The organism is Acinetobacter sp. TYF_19, assembly GCF_043105125.1.
Classification (GTDB): domain Bacteria; phylum Pseudomonadota; class Gammaproteobacteria; order Pseudomonadales; family Moraxellaceae; genus Acinetobacter; species Acinetobacter johnsonii.
The window spans coordinates 64,361-79,971 of the sequence record NZ_JBICLH010000048.1 but is presented as its reverse complement, the minus strand read 5'-3'; the positions used below and the strand labels follow the sequence as shown (position 1 = coordinate 79,971).

13 protein-coding genes are annotated in these 15,611 nt (G+C 44.5%); 6 read left to right on the top strand and 7 right to left on the bottom strand.

Going from position 1 to position 15,611, the window contains the following annotated elements; genetic code table 11:
- Positions 1 to 2: 2 nt before the first annotated feature.
- The 5 genes from urtB to ACF8FD_RS06270 form a co-directional block, all read right to left on the bottom strand.
- Positions 3 to 1,634, bottom strand: coding sequence for an urea ABC transporter permease subunit UrtB (gene urtB / locus ACF8FD_RS06290; protein WP_234304332.1), 1,632 nt, complete (start codon positions 1,632 to 1,634; stop codon positions 3 to 5).
- A gap of 97 nt (positions 1,635 to 1,731) precedes the next feature.
- A complete protein-coding gene (urtA, locus tag ACF8FD_RS06285; protein WP_058870533.1) occupies positions 1,732 to 3,015 on the bottom strand; it encodes an urea ABC transporter substrate-binding protein in 1,284 nt (427 codons plus the stop codon).
- Between the two features lie 398 nt (positions 3,016 to 3,413).
- Positions 3,414 to 3,815, bottom strand: coding sequence for a hypothetical protein (locus tag ACF8FD_RS06280; RefSeq protein WP_058870534.1), 402 nt, complete (start codon positions 3,813 to 3,815; stop codon positions 3,414 to 3,416).
- Positions 3,816 to 3,891: 76 nt separating this feature from the next.
- Positions 3,892 to 5,772, bottom strand: coding sequence for a DNA topoisomerase IV subunit B (gene parE / locus ACF8FD_RS06275; RefSeq protein WP_058870535.1), 1,881 nt, complete (start codon positions 5,770 to 5,772; stop codon positions 3,892 to 3,894).
- Positions 5,773 to 5,786: 14 nt separating this feature from the next.
- Complete coding sequence (locus tag ACF8FD_RS06270; protein WP_178895741.1) at positions 5,787 to 6,362, bottom strand: YqiA/YcfP family alpha/beta fold hydrolase; 576 nt, start codon at positions 6,360 to 6,362, stop codon at positions 5,787 to 5,789.
- A 240-nt stretch (positions 6,363 to 6,602) separates the two neighbouring features.
- Here ACF8FD_RS06270 and ACF8FD_RS06265 point away from each other — a divergent pair, with 240 nt between their 5' ends.
- Positions 6,603 to 7,934: a hypothetical protein gene (locus ACF8FD_RS06265; RefSeq protein WP_159151701.1), complete on the top strand. Its 1,332-nt coding sequence runs from the start codon at positions 6,603 to 6,605 to the stop codon at positions 7,932 to 7,934.
- A 55-nt stretch (positions 7,935 to 7,989) separates the two neighbouring features.
- On the opposite strand, the gene ACF8FD_RS06260 is transcribed toward ACF8FD_RS06265, so the two are convergent.
- Positions 7,990 to 8,505: a disulfide bond formation protein B gene (locus ACF8FD_RS06260; RefSeq protein WP_234304331.1), complete on the bottom strand. Its 516-nt coding sequence runs from the start codon at positions 8,503 to 8,505 to the stop codon at positions 7,990 to 7,992.
- Positions 8,506 to 8,524: 19 nt separating this feature from the next.
- Positions 8,525 to 10,102, bottom strand: coding sequence for a glutamate--cysteine ligase (gshA, locus tag ACF8FD_RS06255; protein WP_062031877.1), 1,578 nt, complete (start codon positions 10,100 to 10,102; stop codon positions 8,525 to 8,527).
- Between the two features lie 225 nt (positions 10,103 to 10,327).
- Between gshA and ACF8FD_RS06250 the strand changes: the two genes are divergently transcribed.
- From ACF8FD_RS06250 to ACF8FD_RS06230, 5 genes are all read left to right on the top strand, one after another.
- On the top strand, positions 10,328 to 10,867 hold the full coding sequence (locus ACF8FD_RS06250; protein WP_279678616.1) for a DUF924 domain-containing protein: 540 nt from the start codon (positions 10,328 to 10,330) through the stop codon (positions 10,865 to 10,867).
- A gap of 38 nt (positions 10,868 to 10,905) precedes the next feature.
- Complete coding sequence (locus ACF8FD_RS06245) at positions 10,906 to 11,475, top strand: CC0125/CC1285 family lipoprotein (protein WP_058951504.1); 570 nt, start codon at positions 10,906 to 10,908, stop codon at positions 11,473 to 11,475.
- Between the two features lie 16 nt (positions 11,476 to 11,491).
- Positions 11,492 to 12,799, top strand: coding sequence for a DUF445 domain-containing protein (locus ACF8FD_RS06240; protein ID WP_279663625.1), 1,308 nt, complete (start codon positions 11,492 to 11,494; stop codon positions 12,797 to 12,799).
- Positions 12,800 to 12,911: 112 nt separating this feature from the next.
- Positions 12,912 to 14,069 carry a methionine aminotransferase gene (locus ACF8FD_RS06235; RefSeq protein ID WP_262469728.1) on the top strand — a complete coding sequence of 386 codons (1,158 nt, stop codon included), beginning with the start codon at positions 12,912 to 12,914 and terminating at the stop codon, positions 14,067 to 14,069.
- 124 nt (positions 14,070 to 14,193) lie between these two features.
- The gene (locus ACF8FD_RS06230) at positions 14,194 to 15,561 is read left to right on the top strand and encodes an MATE family efflux transporter (protein ID WP_262469727.1); all 1,368 of its coding nucleotides are present in this window, start codon (positions 14,194 to 14,196) and stop codon (positions 15,559 to 15,561) included.
- Positions 15,562 to 15,611 lie beyond the last annotated feature (50 nt).

The window sequence follows — 15,611 nt, the reverse complement described above, 5'->3', positions numbered from 1 at the left end:
GCTTACTCCACAAAACGGCCTTTGATGGCAAACAAACCTTGTGGACGTTTTTGAATAAACAAAATCACAAGAACCAGTAGAATAATTTTCGCAAGAACAGCCCCCATCCCAATTTCAAGGACTGTACCGCTGATCCCTAAACCAAGCGCCGCCAGCACAGCTCCCCAAACTTGCCCGACACCACCTACCACAACAACCAAGAAAGCATCGATAATATAGTTCTGACCCAAATCAGGCCCAACATTGCCCACTTGTGCTAAGGCACAGCCTGCTAGACCAGCCAGCCCAGAACCTAGCCCAAAGGCCAACATATCGATACGGCTAGAGCGAATACCGACAGCACGTGCCATTTGACGGTTTTGTGTTACGGCACGAACAAACAGACCAAAGCGAGTTTTATTGAGTAGGTAAACCAACAGCAGTAGCACCACAACCGTAAACACAATGATGGCAATCCGGTTATACGGCAGCATCAAACTTGGGCTTAAGGCAATCCCACCCGATAACCATGAAATATTCGAGACTTCGACATTTTGCGCGCCAAAAATCATCCGCACCAATTGCATCAAAATCAGACTGACCCCAAAAGTGGCCAACAAGGTTTCAAGCTGACGGCCGTACAGTGGACGAATCACCGTCCGTTCAATCAACATGCCAATTAAGGCGCTCACCAAAAAGGCTGCAGGAATAGCTGCAATTAAATACCAATCGACATAGCTACCCAAGTAGGTCTTAAACAGGCTTTGCACCACATAGGTGGTATAAGCCCCAATCATAATCAACTCACCATGTGCCATATTAATCACACCCAGCAGGCCATAAGTGATGGCTAAACCGAGCGCTGCTAGCAGTAAAATGCTGGCTGTACTGAAACCAGAAAATACATGCCCTGCCCATTCACTGGCTTGGATGCGGGTTTTAATCTGACTTTTGGCATCTACCAACACGACTTTAAGTTCTGGGTTCAAATTTGATTGAGTTAAAGCTTGCTCAACCAGTGCCAGCACCTCGGGACGATTGGAATCGGTAAGGACTTTAGCAGCCTGAATTTGGACTAAAACATCTGGACTTTCAAAGTCGAGGCGTGCTTTAAGCTGTGCCAAGCGCTGTTTAACTTTATTATTTTGTTCATGCAGATAGAGCTGATTAATCTGCGCAACATTCAGTTCAGACAGATTATTTTCTAAAATATCAATGGCTGCTAAACGTTGGGCAGATTCTTCAGATTTTAATTTGGCCTGTGCCTGCCCAAAGTTTAAGGCTTTACGTAAAGTGTTGACCAAAGTGACCTGAGACAAATCCCCCGGCCAAGTTTCAATCACTTGCTCATCGGGATAACGCAATAATTTTTCATTATTTTTTAAGATATACGTCGTGCCTGCACTATCCCGATACAGCTCATCACTGTCGATCAGTGCCACCAATCGATCAAATTCTTCAATCGTCCCCGGCCATTGGTTGAGCATGGCACGGCGCTCAGCAAACTCAGCTTTGACAAAACGTTGAATCGTATCATTTGATGCTGATACGCTTTGGGTCTGAGCAGAAAGTTGCGCCTCTTCAGCCCAAATACTGCTACTCACGAGCTGTGCCATTGCGCACAGCAGTGCAGCACAAAAAAATTTAAGATTCATAATATGACTTCCTTAAGCTTGCTTAAAACATCCCCCCATCGGGATGTGCTTACTGAAAAGCCCACAGCAATCGCAGCAGGCTCAACGCTTAAGACAATTATTTAGGAATGTACGGACTCCAAGGTTCCGCCTTAATCACATTTGGTGTTTTATAGACCACGTCAAACTGACCATCACCTCGAATTTCACCAATCATCACTGGTTTTTGTAGATGATGATTTTCAGCATCCATTTTTAAGGTATAGCCTGATGGTGCTTTGAACTCTTGACCAGCCATCGCAACGCGAACTTTATCAACATCAGTACTGCCTGCCTTTTCAACCGCTTGCTTCCACATATTAATGCCCACATAGGTGGCTTCCATCGGGTCATTGGTCACGATTTTGTCAGCATTCGGCAGTTTATATTCCACTGCATACTGCTTCATTTTATTGACAAATTCAGTATTGGTCGGGTTTTTCACCGACATGAAATAGTTCCAAGCAGCCAAATGTCCAACCAATGGTTTGGTATCAATACCACGGAGTTCTTCTTCACCCACAGAGAAAGCCATGACTGGAATATCCGAAGCTTTAATGCCTTGGTTGCCTAGCTCACGATAGAACGGTACGTTAGAATCACCATTGATGGTTGAAATGACCGCGGTTTTCTTACCTGCAGCAAATTTCTTCACATTACCAACAATGGTTTGATAGTTACTATGACCAAAGGGCGTGTACTCTTCCATGATGTCAGCATCTGCCACACCTTTGGACTTCAAAAACGCACGTAAGATTTTATTGGTGGTACGTGGGTAGACATAATCCGTACCGAGTAGAACAAAGCGCTCTGCTTTACCGCCCTCTTCGCTCATCAAATATTCCACCGCAGGAATCGCCTGTTGGTTCGGTGCGGCGCCTGTATAGAAAATATTTTTCGACTGCTCCTGCCCTTCATACTGCACGGGATAGAACAATAAACCATTCAACTCTTCTACCACAGGTAACACTGACTTACGCGATACCGATGTCCATGCGCCAAAAATTACTGCCACTTTATCTTGGGTAATGAGTTGTCGTGCTTTTTCAGCAAATAAAGGCCAATCAGATGCTGGGTCCACCACTACAGGTTCTAATTTTTTACCCAGCACCCCACCATTGGCATTAATTTCATTGATGGTCATCAAGGCCGTATCTTTGAGTGAGGTTTCAGAAATTGCCATGGTGCCTGAGAGCGAGTGCAAAATTCCGACTTTGATAGTGTCACCACTGCTCACTGCCGCTGCTGGCTCAGACGTTGCTGTTTCCGCTTTCTCCGCAGGTTTTGAACAACCTGTCAAAGTAATAGTCCCCATCATTGCAGTTGCAAGGAATGTTTTCGTGAGTAATTTTTGTTGGAACATCTTGATTTTCTCCAAACTTGAAACTTAGGGTGCATTTTGCAATGCATGATTGTTATTCGCGCTATGAGTGCCAATTCAATTTCTATGCCAAGCAGGGTTTTATGATGTAAAAATCATTGTAAAAATTTTAATTATTTTAATATTTATCAATTACTTATTAATTTTTAAATGCACTGCATTTTAGGTGGATTTGCGCCCAAATGGCTACTTTTCTGCATACAAACTTGTATACATCATGTGTTCCAAATCAATTCATTTCGCCTAATTCAATCGATTGATCTGAAAAATTGTGCACAGATTAAGCGCAATTTTATTGCCCATCTGCGCAGCAAAAAGCCCGCAATGTACGGGCTTTTTATTTTTAGATTAAAAGTGTTCAAATAACACAATTTATTCATTTAATGCAGAATCATATGCCTAGGTTGATTTAGTGATGTGTAATCTTCAAACCAATAATGTGGATCATTACCTTTCGTATATTTAACATTTTGTTCTTTATAATTTCCTTTAAACTTTTCAGCAAGGGTAACGTGTATTGAGCCTTGTTCAGGATAATCACAATGTGCATCACTGATTCGATTACCTAGTGCTAACTCATTGTCTAAAATTTTTTTCATCTGAGAATTTAATAAATTGGCATAATACAAAATTCTTTTTTTCCATTCGACACGCCCTGCTAAGCTTAAGGCATGTAGTGTTTCATCATCCACATCAGCTTCACGCATTTCCTGTAATTCTTCTTCATTCATGCCCATATCATTTCGTATATTTTCCGCTAAATGTTTTTCTTGATATTCCATTTTTATTCTCTTAAAGCCAATTTAGTTTTTAGTCATCATAATAGATAAGCCCACTTTACGCAGGCTTATCAATATATTAAACCACCAACTCGGCCAAGTTACCTTTCTGCTCTAACCATTCTTTACGGTCACTCGAACGTTTTTTTGCCAGCAATTTATCCAATAAACCTGCAGTAAAATGACTGTCATCCAAATCTAACTGCACCAAACGGCGTGTGTTTGGATCCAGCGTGGTTTCACGCAGTTGGCTGGCATTCATTTCACCCAAACCTTTAAATCGAGTAATTTGCGGGTTCTTGGTTTTGCATTTTTTCAACATGCTTTCAAGCTCGTCATCGTCCAAGGCATAGTGCACATCTTTTGCATCATCAATTCGATACAGCGGTGGCATCGCCACATACAGATGTCCTTCTTCAACCAAAATCGGAAAATGTTTCACAAACAAAGCACACAGCAACGTCGCAATGTGTAGACCATCTGAGTCAGCATCAGCCAAAATACAGATCTTGCCATAACGTAATTCGGATAAGTCATCCGACCCCGGATCGACCCCGATCGCAATGGCAATGTTATGCACTTCTTGCGAAGCCAAGACTTCATCAGAAGAGACTTCCCACGTATTTAAGATTTTTCCACGAATAGGCATGATCGCTTGGAAGTTTTTATCCCGCGCCTGCTTGGCTGAACCACCCGCAGAATCACCTTCCACAATGAACAGTTCAGACTCTTCTAGGGTATGTCCAACACAGTCTGACAATTTTCCGGGTAAAGTCGGCCCTGCCACAATTTTCTTACGTTCAACTTTTTTCGCAGCTTTCAGACGACGACCTGCTTTCGAGATCGCCATTTCCGCCAACTGCATGGCAATATCGGAGTTTTGGTTCAACCACAGCGCAAAAGCATCTTTGGCAATGTTTTGGACAATACTCGATGCTTCACGACTGGATAAACGCTCTTTGGTTTGGCCTGAAAACTGTGGCTCTTGGAACTTCAACGATAAAATATAGTTCACACCATCCCAAACGTCTTCAGCCGACAGCTTCATATTGCGTGGCAGCAAGTTACGCAGTTCACAAAACTCACGCATCGCATCGGTTACACCTGAGCGTAGGCCATTCACATGGGTTCCGCCCTGCGCCGTTGGAATCAAGTTCACATAACTTTCTTGAACCAATTCGCCGCCATCGACATTCCAACAAATAGCAAATTCGGCACTGGCACGCTCAGCATCTCCTGTTGCCACAAAGGCTGGATGAGGCAGAATCTCACGATCCTCAATTTCATCCATCAAATAATCGACGAGGCCATTTTCAAACTGCCAAACGATTTTTTCGTCATTGATTTGGTCGACATAATTGATTTGCAAACCGGCAGCCAAAACGGCTTTGGCTTTTAAGTTGTGCTTCAGCGCTTTCAGAGCAAATTTCGGTGAATCAAAATATTTGGCTTCAGGCCAAAAGTGAACGGTGGTCCCTGTCGCACGCTTCGGAGCTTTACCTTCTAGCACCGTCAAGGGTGCAGTCGGTTCACCCTGCTCAAAGGCCATTTGGTAAAGGTTGCCTTGACGCTGAACTTCTACTTCGACTCGGCTAGATAAAGCATTCACCACGGAAATGCCTACGCCATGCAAACCACCTGAGAACTGGTAGTTGTCGGTACTGAATTTACCACCAGCATGCAGCTTGGTCAGGATGATCTCGATCCCGCTTTGACCATATTCGGGGTGAATATCGACAGGCATGCCACGACCATTGTCTTCGACTGAGAGCGAACCATCTTTATAAACGGTGACGGTAATTTTGTTGGCATGACCAGCCAGTGCCTCATCGACTGCATTATCAATAACCTCTTGCGCCAAATGGTTTGGGCGTGTGGTATCGGTATACATGCCGGGACGACGACGTACCGGATCTAAACCAGATAATACTTCAAGCGATTGAGCCGTATATTGAGACACGTTGTACTGTTTCCTTATTTTAAGCAGTCCGATAAAAACTGTAATGCCATCGGTATTTTGTCTGCGAAATCTTCCATCGCATGATTGCCTTGCGTTTCCGAGATCACAAGCGCTGCGCCATTATAATAGCGCTGTGCTTCACGATAATCCAAAACTTCATCGCCTTGTTGCAATAACACTAAAATTTTGTCTGCATCTTGCACAAATGGCAGCTCAATCTGCTCTAAATAGTCCAATTGCGCATCATCGAGCGTCCAATGTTCATTGACTCTATAGGGCAGTTGCGTCGCACCAAATAGATCTCGGAACAAATGCCATGGTTGCATAGCTGGATTGATCAGCACAGCCGGCACTGCCAACTTCGCGACCAGTTGTGTCGCATAAAATCCACCTAAACTGCTGCCCACCAGTACCACCTGATCCAACTCCTGAATCAAGGCGGCCAATTTTTCTAAGGCCAAATGTGGCGGCATGTTTAAGTCTGGCAAATGCACGTGCCAGTGTGGATGAGATTCGCAATAGCGTTTCAGCAATTGACCTTTAATCGATAAAGAACTGCTTTGAAAGCCATGTAAATAAATAATATTCATGCTGTACATTTACTCTTCTACATCATTTTTATTGAACTCAAAAGAGATGGCATCAGCCGACTGTATTATTTTGTATGGATATAAAAATTGTCAGACAAAAAAATAAGGTCATCTGTGTATTCATCGCTATTGTAAAAGTTGTTCGAGATGAATTAGATAAGCTAGAGTGCTAAGAATTTATACCGTGATCGTTGAAAAAAATAAAGTCCCTTTGGACACAGAAGCACAAGGGTAGAAAAAATGCCAAGTTTAACGCCTCTGCACGAAACCTATTGTAAATGGGACCGTACTCCTCCCAGCCAAGCCGACCTGCTTGAAGGGATTGCTCAGTTGGTGACAAACCGCTTAGGCGATGTCGTCCATGATTTAATTCAGGCCATTCAACGTGAAATTTTAATCAGTTTATTTGGAATGAATGAAACCAGTTCCAAGAAGTTTCTGTCGACACGGTCAATTGAAAAAATTTACCAATTTTCCTTCAATACCCTGCAAAACTACGGTAGCTATTTATTGGCGCCAAGTTTACGTCATATCATTGAAAAATTTCCAAATTTGCATCGCAAACCCTTAACACCAACCATGCATTATTTAGTCGGTGCAATCAACGGCGTTTTGGGCGACTATTTACTGAAATATCACAACCCTGTGGCGCTACCGATGGTATTTTATGATCATTACGGTGCTATCCAGCAAGGCGAGTTGTCTGGGCGCGTGGTGATTATGGTCCACGGTCTATGCATGAACCATTTGTACTGGAGCACGGCGCGTTATGGCGGTATAGGGGAAAAACTGCTGGCGCAACGTGCACAAAATACCATGCTATATCTCAACTACAACACGGGTCGTCGTATTTCAGCCAATGGGCGTAGCTTTGCCAACTCACTACAAGATTTACTCAACCGTAACCCACGGATTAGCTCAATCGATCTAATTGGACACAGTATGGGTGGACTGGTTTCACGCAGTGCGCTGTTCTACGGCAAACAAAATATGCAAAGCTGGATTCATGTGGTGGAAAACATAGTCTGTATTGGTTCTCCCCATCATGGTGCGGCTTTAGAACGTTTTGGCTTTCATTTGCAGGACAAACTGGGACGTTTCCCTTTTGTCAAAATTATTGGGCATATCGTCAACATTCGCAGTAATGGCATTTTAGACTTACGTCATGGCAGTGTGCGAGACGATGACTGGGAACATAATGAAGCGCGTATTGGTCATGTTGATGACAACCGTAAGCCAGCCCCTTTGCCCTCCCATATCAATACCTTCTTAGTGGCAGGTACGATTGAGTTTGAACATCGCAAATATCGTGCGCTCAATGTGATTGGGGATTACTTGGTCAGTGTGAAAAGTGCCTTAGGCGAGCATATGAATCCACGCTTTCAACTGAAAGTCCCCGATTCACATAAAGCCATTTTCTACGGCTTAAACCATTTTGAGCTACACACCCATGCCAGTGTTGCCGAACAAATCGTCAATTGGTTCTATCCAAATCCAACCGAAACGGAATATGGTCAAGTGCATGAATACATGATCGGGTTGGATGAGTTGGAGGGCATTGCACTCACCTAAACCATTGATACATCCAATAAAAAAGCCAACATTACGTTGGCTTTTTTTATCTTTATTATTTTTTCTTCGCGTGGCTTGGATATTTACGCAACAGTTGCCACAGACTAATCAACGCCAGTGCCACAAAAAACACCAAAGACCACACAGGTAAAGACTGACCCAAGAAAGTCCAGTCTACCAGCGCACATTCACCTGAACCTGTTAAGACTTGCTCAAACACAGCACGCAGCGGTAACGTATCTAACCAATAATCCAAGCCTGGGCCACAGCTCGGCACTTGATCAGGTGGTAAGCTCTGTAGCCAAACGTGACGTGCTGCCACACCGGCCGACCATAAGATCGAGAGACTGCCTAAAAATGCATAAAAGCGTTTAAAACCATTCGATGCTGGGTTATGCAAAAAAGCAATCAGCGAAATAATCCCCAGTCCAATCAGTCCCACACGTTGGAACACACAGAGTGGGCATGGGTTTAACTGTAGGGGGCCGTACTCTAAATACAAGGCAAAGGCCATCCCAATGATACTGGCTAGAACCAAAACACCACTCACGAAGCGATAACTCCATTGCATGGTCAATCCTCTTAATTTTTTATCTAAATTGTGCAAGATACTGTTCAAAACTCAGTTGACTGTCTTGCTCTAATTGCTGTTGTTGTTGCAGTGATTGCGTAGCTAAATCGTCAAAATAAGCCCATGTCTCTGCACTCAACTGATGACGCTCATAACTCGATGCATGTTGTGCGGCCATTTGGCTACCAAAGCCCCATGTCCCACCCGCTTCCAGAGTATCTTCGATCATCTGCGCCGACAAAGTATCATCAACTTCAGCGACTCTCTGTTGCATGACTGTCATCGCTTTGCTATAGAGTGTGGTGTCATAGCACTGATCTAACAACACAACCAGTTCTTGCATCGCCTCTAAATGAGACTGACTCCATGCTTCAATTGGGAACGATTGCTCACCCACAGCAATTGCAGCATTCGGTGCGCGACCGCGATTGACCACTTCCGCTTGGTTCTTCTCGATTTGATCTTGCTCTTCAGCTAATAAGTCTGGGCTATCCAGCAGTAAGCAATACAGCGCCAACACTTCTAAGAAACCTGCGGTATCTTCATTGATCCCAATTGGGCTATATGGGTTCACATCCACCGCACGCAGTTCTACATAACCGACACCACGATTGCTCAGCGCTTGTGATGGCGTTTCACCTGCTTGCGGTACTTGCTTTGGACGCACCAAACTGTAGTACTCATTTTCAATTTGCAGGACATGATCATTAATTTGAATCGGTTCGCCCTGCGCATCATTGAGGCCTAAGCGACTAAACGGCGCATAAGCGGTTTTAACTGCCTTTTGTAGGCCTTCGAGATAACCATCGATATTGTTGTAATGAATACCGAGCTGCTTTTGTGCTGAGTTTTGATAACCAAAACGTCCCATTCGCAAAGCAGTCGCATACGGTAAATACAAGGTCCCGCGCAGCAATGGCAACAGATGATGTTCACGCCCTGTCATAAAACACTGGCAGACCGATGGACTTGCCCCGACCAAGAACATGACCAACGGCGTAAGGCGAATAAAGTTGCGGATCAATCCAAAATAGCGGTGACTACGATAGTCTTGTGCAGATAAGGCTTTTAGTGCCTCATCTGTTTCATGTTGTTGTAATTGTTCAAACAGTTGATCTGGAAAAGATAAGTTATAGTGTAAACCTGAAATGGTTTGCATACGACGACCATAACGTACCCCTAAACCATGACGGTATAAGGTCTTGAACTTCCCGATATTTGAGCTGCCATATTGGGCTAAGCGAATTTTATCGTCATTGTCATCCAACATACATGGCATCGACAGCGGCCAGAGCTTTTCACCATGTTCCAAATGACGATGCGCCACACTATGAATGTCTTTTAAATAATGCAGCGCCTCGGTAATGCTGGGCTGGGGCGGTGTAATAAATTCTAATAAAGCTTCCGAATAATCCGTCGTAATATGCGGATGGGTCAGCGCAGAACCCAAAGCTTGAGGGTGGTCGGCTTGTGATAAAAAGCCATCACTTTGCATACGCAGACTTTCACGCTCAATCCCGCGTAACATCCCTTGCAAAAGTGATGAATTGACCCAAGTCGGTAACACAGCTGTAGATTTAGATGCGGGTTGACCCATTACAATCTCACTTTTTGGAAGAAACAATTACAACGACGAATAAAATAAAATCATCAGTTTATATCAGTATAACGTGATTTTAATTCGGCACATTACACCCAGTCCTATTTTCAAGTAAACCATCTGTTCTATTTTTTCGGAAAATATTTATCACAAAGTTACGCTATTAGACATGTCAAAAGTGTGATTGTATTGAAGAATAAATGCTAAAGAATTGTAAACTTTATGAATTATCAAGAAATTTTAGATTTTTGGTTCGATCCCAAAAACCAAAGCTGGTGGTTTAGCCAAAATGATGCGTTCGATGCACTCATCGAAGAAAAATTTAAGACAATTCATCAACAAGCGGCACATGCTGAACTATGGTCTTGGCGCAGTAGTGCTGAAGGGCGTTTGGCTGAAATTATTGTGCTCGACCAACTGTCGAGAAACCTTTATCGCAACAGTTCTTTGGCCTTTGCTCAAGACGCCTTGGCCTTGGCTTTGGCGCAAGAAGCCATCACGCTAAAACTGGATGTAGCACTGCCACCCATACAACGCAGTTTTTTATATATGCCCTTTATGCATAGTGAATCGAAACTTATTCATCAATATGCTTTAAAATTGTTCGAAGACTTAGGCAATCCGATTAACCTCGATTTTGAACAGCGTCACAAAGTGATTATCGATCGTTTTGGACGCTATCCGCATCGGAACCAAGTCCTTGGCCGCAACTCAAGCCAAGAAGAACTGGATTTTTTGACTCAGCCCAACAGCCATTTTTAACTGTTCGGCTTCTCCCTGTGTGCTAAGGAGTCTATCTCATGAAGAAAATTTTAATCGCCTGTGCACTGGCGACGGGTCTGAGTTTAGTAGGCTGTGCCTCTACCCCCTCAAAGCCCTTAACCTTCGACCAGTTAGGTCGGTTTAGTAATACGCCATTAAACACCTCGACTTATCGCATCAGCTTCCAAGCTCGCCCAAATATGAGCTATGGCACGGCTGAAGAAATTACGCTGGTCAAAGCTGCGCAAACCACAGTGCAAAATGGTTATCGCTTCTTTAAAGTACTGAATGACCCGAGCAACCAAAACCAACCACCAAGGCAGGCCGTGGTGTATTCAAACCCAATGCCTTATTACCCATATGGTTATTATTCTCGCCATCCTGCCTTTTGGCCTGATCCGTTCTATGATGTCCCACGTGTAGTCGACATTGACCCCGTGCAAGTGTCATACAGCATTCAATGCTTTAAAGACCAAAAATCGGCACCAAGCGATGCCTTTGATGCCACGCTGATTTTAAAATCGCTGGGTGGAAAATACGGTTTGAGTCCAACCGGTGAAGTGCTCCCACCGCCTGAACCGAGCAGTCCAGCGTCGACCAGTAAATAAAGCATAGAGCCTGCCTATGAATGAACCTCAAGCCGTCCCATCAAGTCTGAAACGCAGCAAACGTTTTGCCACCATTGCCCTAATCACGGCAGTGGTGACATGGCTGCTGCTGATGGTCGTGGCCAAGTTTGTCCCCACAGACAAAGTTTGGATCATTCATATTTTAATGTTATCCGCCGAAGCAGGTGTGGTCGGCGGCTTGGCTGACTGGTATGCCATTACTGTGCTGTTCCGTAATCCCTTTGGAAAAATGCCGATTCCAAAGTTTTTACGCGATCACACCGAAATTATTCCTCGTAACAAAGACCGTATTGCAGAGTCTATGGGCCGCTTTGTACAAGAGAATTTTCTTTCTCCACAAGTGGTGGAAAAAAGCCTGCAAAGTACCGACCTGTCTTTGGCGGTTGGTCAATGGCTTGCCAACCCACAAAACAATCTGCAAGTCACCCAAGTCATTCAACAAACGGTGCCTAAAGTCTTTGAGTTTGTGGGCCAAGAACAAATCGGACGCTTTATTCAAAGTAACAGTGTGCAGTGGGTGCGCAACACTCAAGTCAATCATTTGGCCAGTGAAATGCTGCGTGCAGTGCTAGAAAATGATTTCCATCAAGATGTATTACAACGCGGACTCGACTTGGCACATGACTGGATGACCCAACACCCTGAACAAAGTCGTGAGTTGACCCGAACCTTGTTCAAAGAACTCGGGGTCTGGAAACTGGCCAAAGGAGCCAGTTGGATAGGCATCGATGTGCAGCAAAGAACCATTGACTCACTCATTCAACGAGTCGAGTCGATGTTGGCCGATCCTGAGCATCCGTGGCGTCAAAAGATTGAAGCGATAGGACACGCGCTTATGCTCGAACTGGCAGATACCGAAAGTAAAGCCAGTCAGCGTTTAAACCAAACCAAAGATGCCCTGCTAGATAGCCCACAAGTCCTGAATTTTATTAGCGGTGCAGTGGTCATTTTATGTGATGCCATTAAGCAAGACTTACAAAAACCAGACTCTGGTATTGCTCACAACATCCGTGTATCCATTCAACAAATCGGGGAAAACATCATCTCCAATCAAGCCGTCAGAGACTTACTTAATCAACGCCTCAGCGGCATTGCGGTCAATCTCAGCGACCAATACAGTGAAAAAGTCATTCGTTTTATCAGTGAACGTATTCACGAATGGGACTCCAGTGTGATGATTGACAAGATCGAAAATGAAGTCGGTGGCGACTTGCATATGATTCGGGTCAATGGTGTGGTAGTCGGTGCATTTATTGGCTTAGCACTGGGGATTATTCGCGCGGCAGTTGAACAGCTCTTATAAAAGCAATCCATAAAAAAGCATGCTTTACCCCTGTCCTACATGCAAAATTTGCATAAGTAAAAGGGGATGAATATGCTATTTTGGGCTGATATTTAGACACTTTTAAGCATTCATGATTCAGTTGCCTTCATCTAAACTGCCTGCACAAGGCGTCACTATTTTCAGCACCATGACTGCCATGGCGCAGCGCTTAAATGCCCTAAATCTATCCCAAGGTTTCCCAGACTTCGAAGCCCCCGCTGAACTGCTAGATGCTTTAGCACAGGCCACTCAAAGTGGTTTCAATCAGTATGCTCCAGGCGATGGGGTCTGGTTGTTACGCGAGCAACTGGCGCAGCAATTTGCACAACGCGATCAGATTCAGCTCGACCCGATGACTGAAATTACCATCACTCCGGGCGCAACCATTGGCCTTTTTGCCACCATTCAAGCCGTAGTCCATGCGGATGATGAAGTCATCATTTTTGACCCCAGTTATGACAGCTATGCGCCAAGTGTGGCTTTGGTTGGGGGTAAGGCCATTCATATTGCGCTCCAGCCCCCACATTTTTCGGTCGATTGGGAGCAGGTCAAATCAGCCATCACGGCCAAAACCAAACTGATCATTATCAACACACCACATAACCCAAGTGGTGCCATTTGGAGCCAGCAAGATTGGTTGACGCTGATTGAACTGATTCGCGACACCAATATTTTAGTCCTGTCTGATGAAGTCTATGAACATCTAGTATTTGATGGTCAACGTCACTATTCCGCGCTGTCTTTTCCTGAACTGCGTGAACGCAGTGTGGTGGTGGGTTCCTTTGGCAAAACCTTTCATGTGACGGGTTGGAAAACCGGCTACTGCGTTGCTACACCTGCGCTGATGCAACTGTTCCGTCAGGTCTATCAGTTTGCCAACTTCTGCGGAGTCACCCCAGTACAACTGGCTTTGGCCAATTATATGCAGCAACATCCTGAGCATATTCAAAACTTAGCGGGCTTTTATCAAGCAAAACGCGATCGTTTTATTGAAGGTTTAACCGGCTCACGCTTTCAATGGCTACCTTCGCAAGGCACTTACTTTCAAAATGTCGACTACAGCCGCATTCGTCCCGATTTAAACGATGTTGAATTTTGCCGCTTTCTGGCAGAGCAGCATGGCATTGTTGGCATTCCTGTTTCGGTGTTTTATCAGCAGGCACCAGAGGCTTTGCGCATGATTCGTTTTTGCTTTGCAAAGACCGATCAAACCTTGGCTCAGGCAGCTGAAATTTTACAAAGCGTTTAAACCTTTTTCAGCTTTGCTTTTGCACAAGAACAGGCTTCGCTTACTGAAATACATCGGCTTTTCAACACTGAACTATGCTAGGGTAAGCCTTAGAAATGTAATAAAAATAACCTCAGGATGACCTATGTCAGCACACACCCCATTGGTGCAACAACAAAAGCTATGGAAAGCCTTTTTTATTTTCCTGATGCCTTTGATTGCCACCAATATTCTGCAAAATCTGTCGGGTACAATTAATACCATCTTTGTCGGACAGATGATGGGTGTGCAGGCGATTGCAGCAGTTGCGGTGTTCTTCCCCATCCTATTTTGCTTAATGGCCTTCGTAATTGGACTATCTGCGGGTTCTACCGTCTTGGTTGGTCAAGCATGGGGCGCACAGAATATTGAAAAAGTCCGTGCGGTGGTCGGCTCCACTATTTTTATGACTCTCATTGGTGGCAGCTTTATTGCATTTTTAGGGGTAGTTTTTGCGCGACCAATTTTATCGGCTTTGGGTATCGATGAAGACGTCATGCATCTCTCGTTACCTTATGTGCAATGGATGTTGGCAGGTAGTCCCCTACTGTTTGTATATATTATTTATACCTCAATTTTACGCGGTGTCGGAGACAGCACGACACCACTGATAGCCTCTGGCATGACCATCTTGATTGGGCTTTGTGTCACGCCAGTTCTGATTGCGGGTTATTTCGGCTTTCCAAAACTGGGGATTGTTGCGCCTGCTATTGCGACCATTTTAGGCTTTGTTTCCGTGCTGACCTTTTTGTATTTCTATTTGAACTATAAACAGCACCCACTCAGACTCGATGCACAACTGCTACGTCATATTCGCTTTGACCGCCAGCTGAGTAAAATCATTCTGCGCTTAGGGGTTCCAACAGGCATTCAAATGATCACCACCTCGGTTGCGGGTCTTGTGATTGTGGGCCTAGTCAACCGCCATGGGGCCGATGCGACCGCAGCCTATGGTGCGGTCAATCAGGTTCTGAATTATATTCAATTCCCCGCCCTGTCGATTGCCATTGCTGCATCGATTTTTGGTGCACAAGCCATTGGCGCAGGCAAATCCGAGTTATTGGCCAAAGTCACGCGTACAGCGCTCGGCATGAACATCACCATTACAGGTTCCTTGGTGGTCTTGGCTTATCTTTTCTCCAAATACCTCATGGCACTGTTTATCACGGACCATGCAGTGGTTGAGCTGGGGCAGCAGCTGTTGTTTATTGTGCTGTGGTCCATTTTATTCTTTGGTGCCAGTGCCATTTTTTCCTCCATTATGCGGGCCAGTGGTACAGTCACCATGCCCATGATCATCAATATCGTTGCGATTATTGCGATTGAAGTGCCCTGTGCCTACTTATTTAGTGAGTGGTGGGGACTGCAAGGGATTTGGTATGCTTATGCACTGGCCTTTGTCAGCTTATGCATTATGCAGGGACTTTATTATCAATTTGTTTGGAAGAAAAAGACCATTGAAACGCTCATTTAAAGCTAAGCGAGTATTTGATAGAAGACATTTTTGATCATGACGATCTTTAA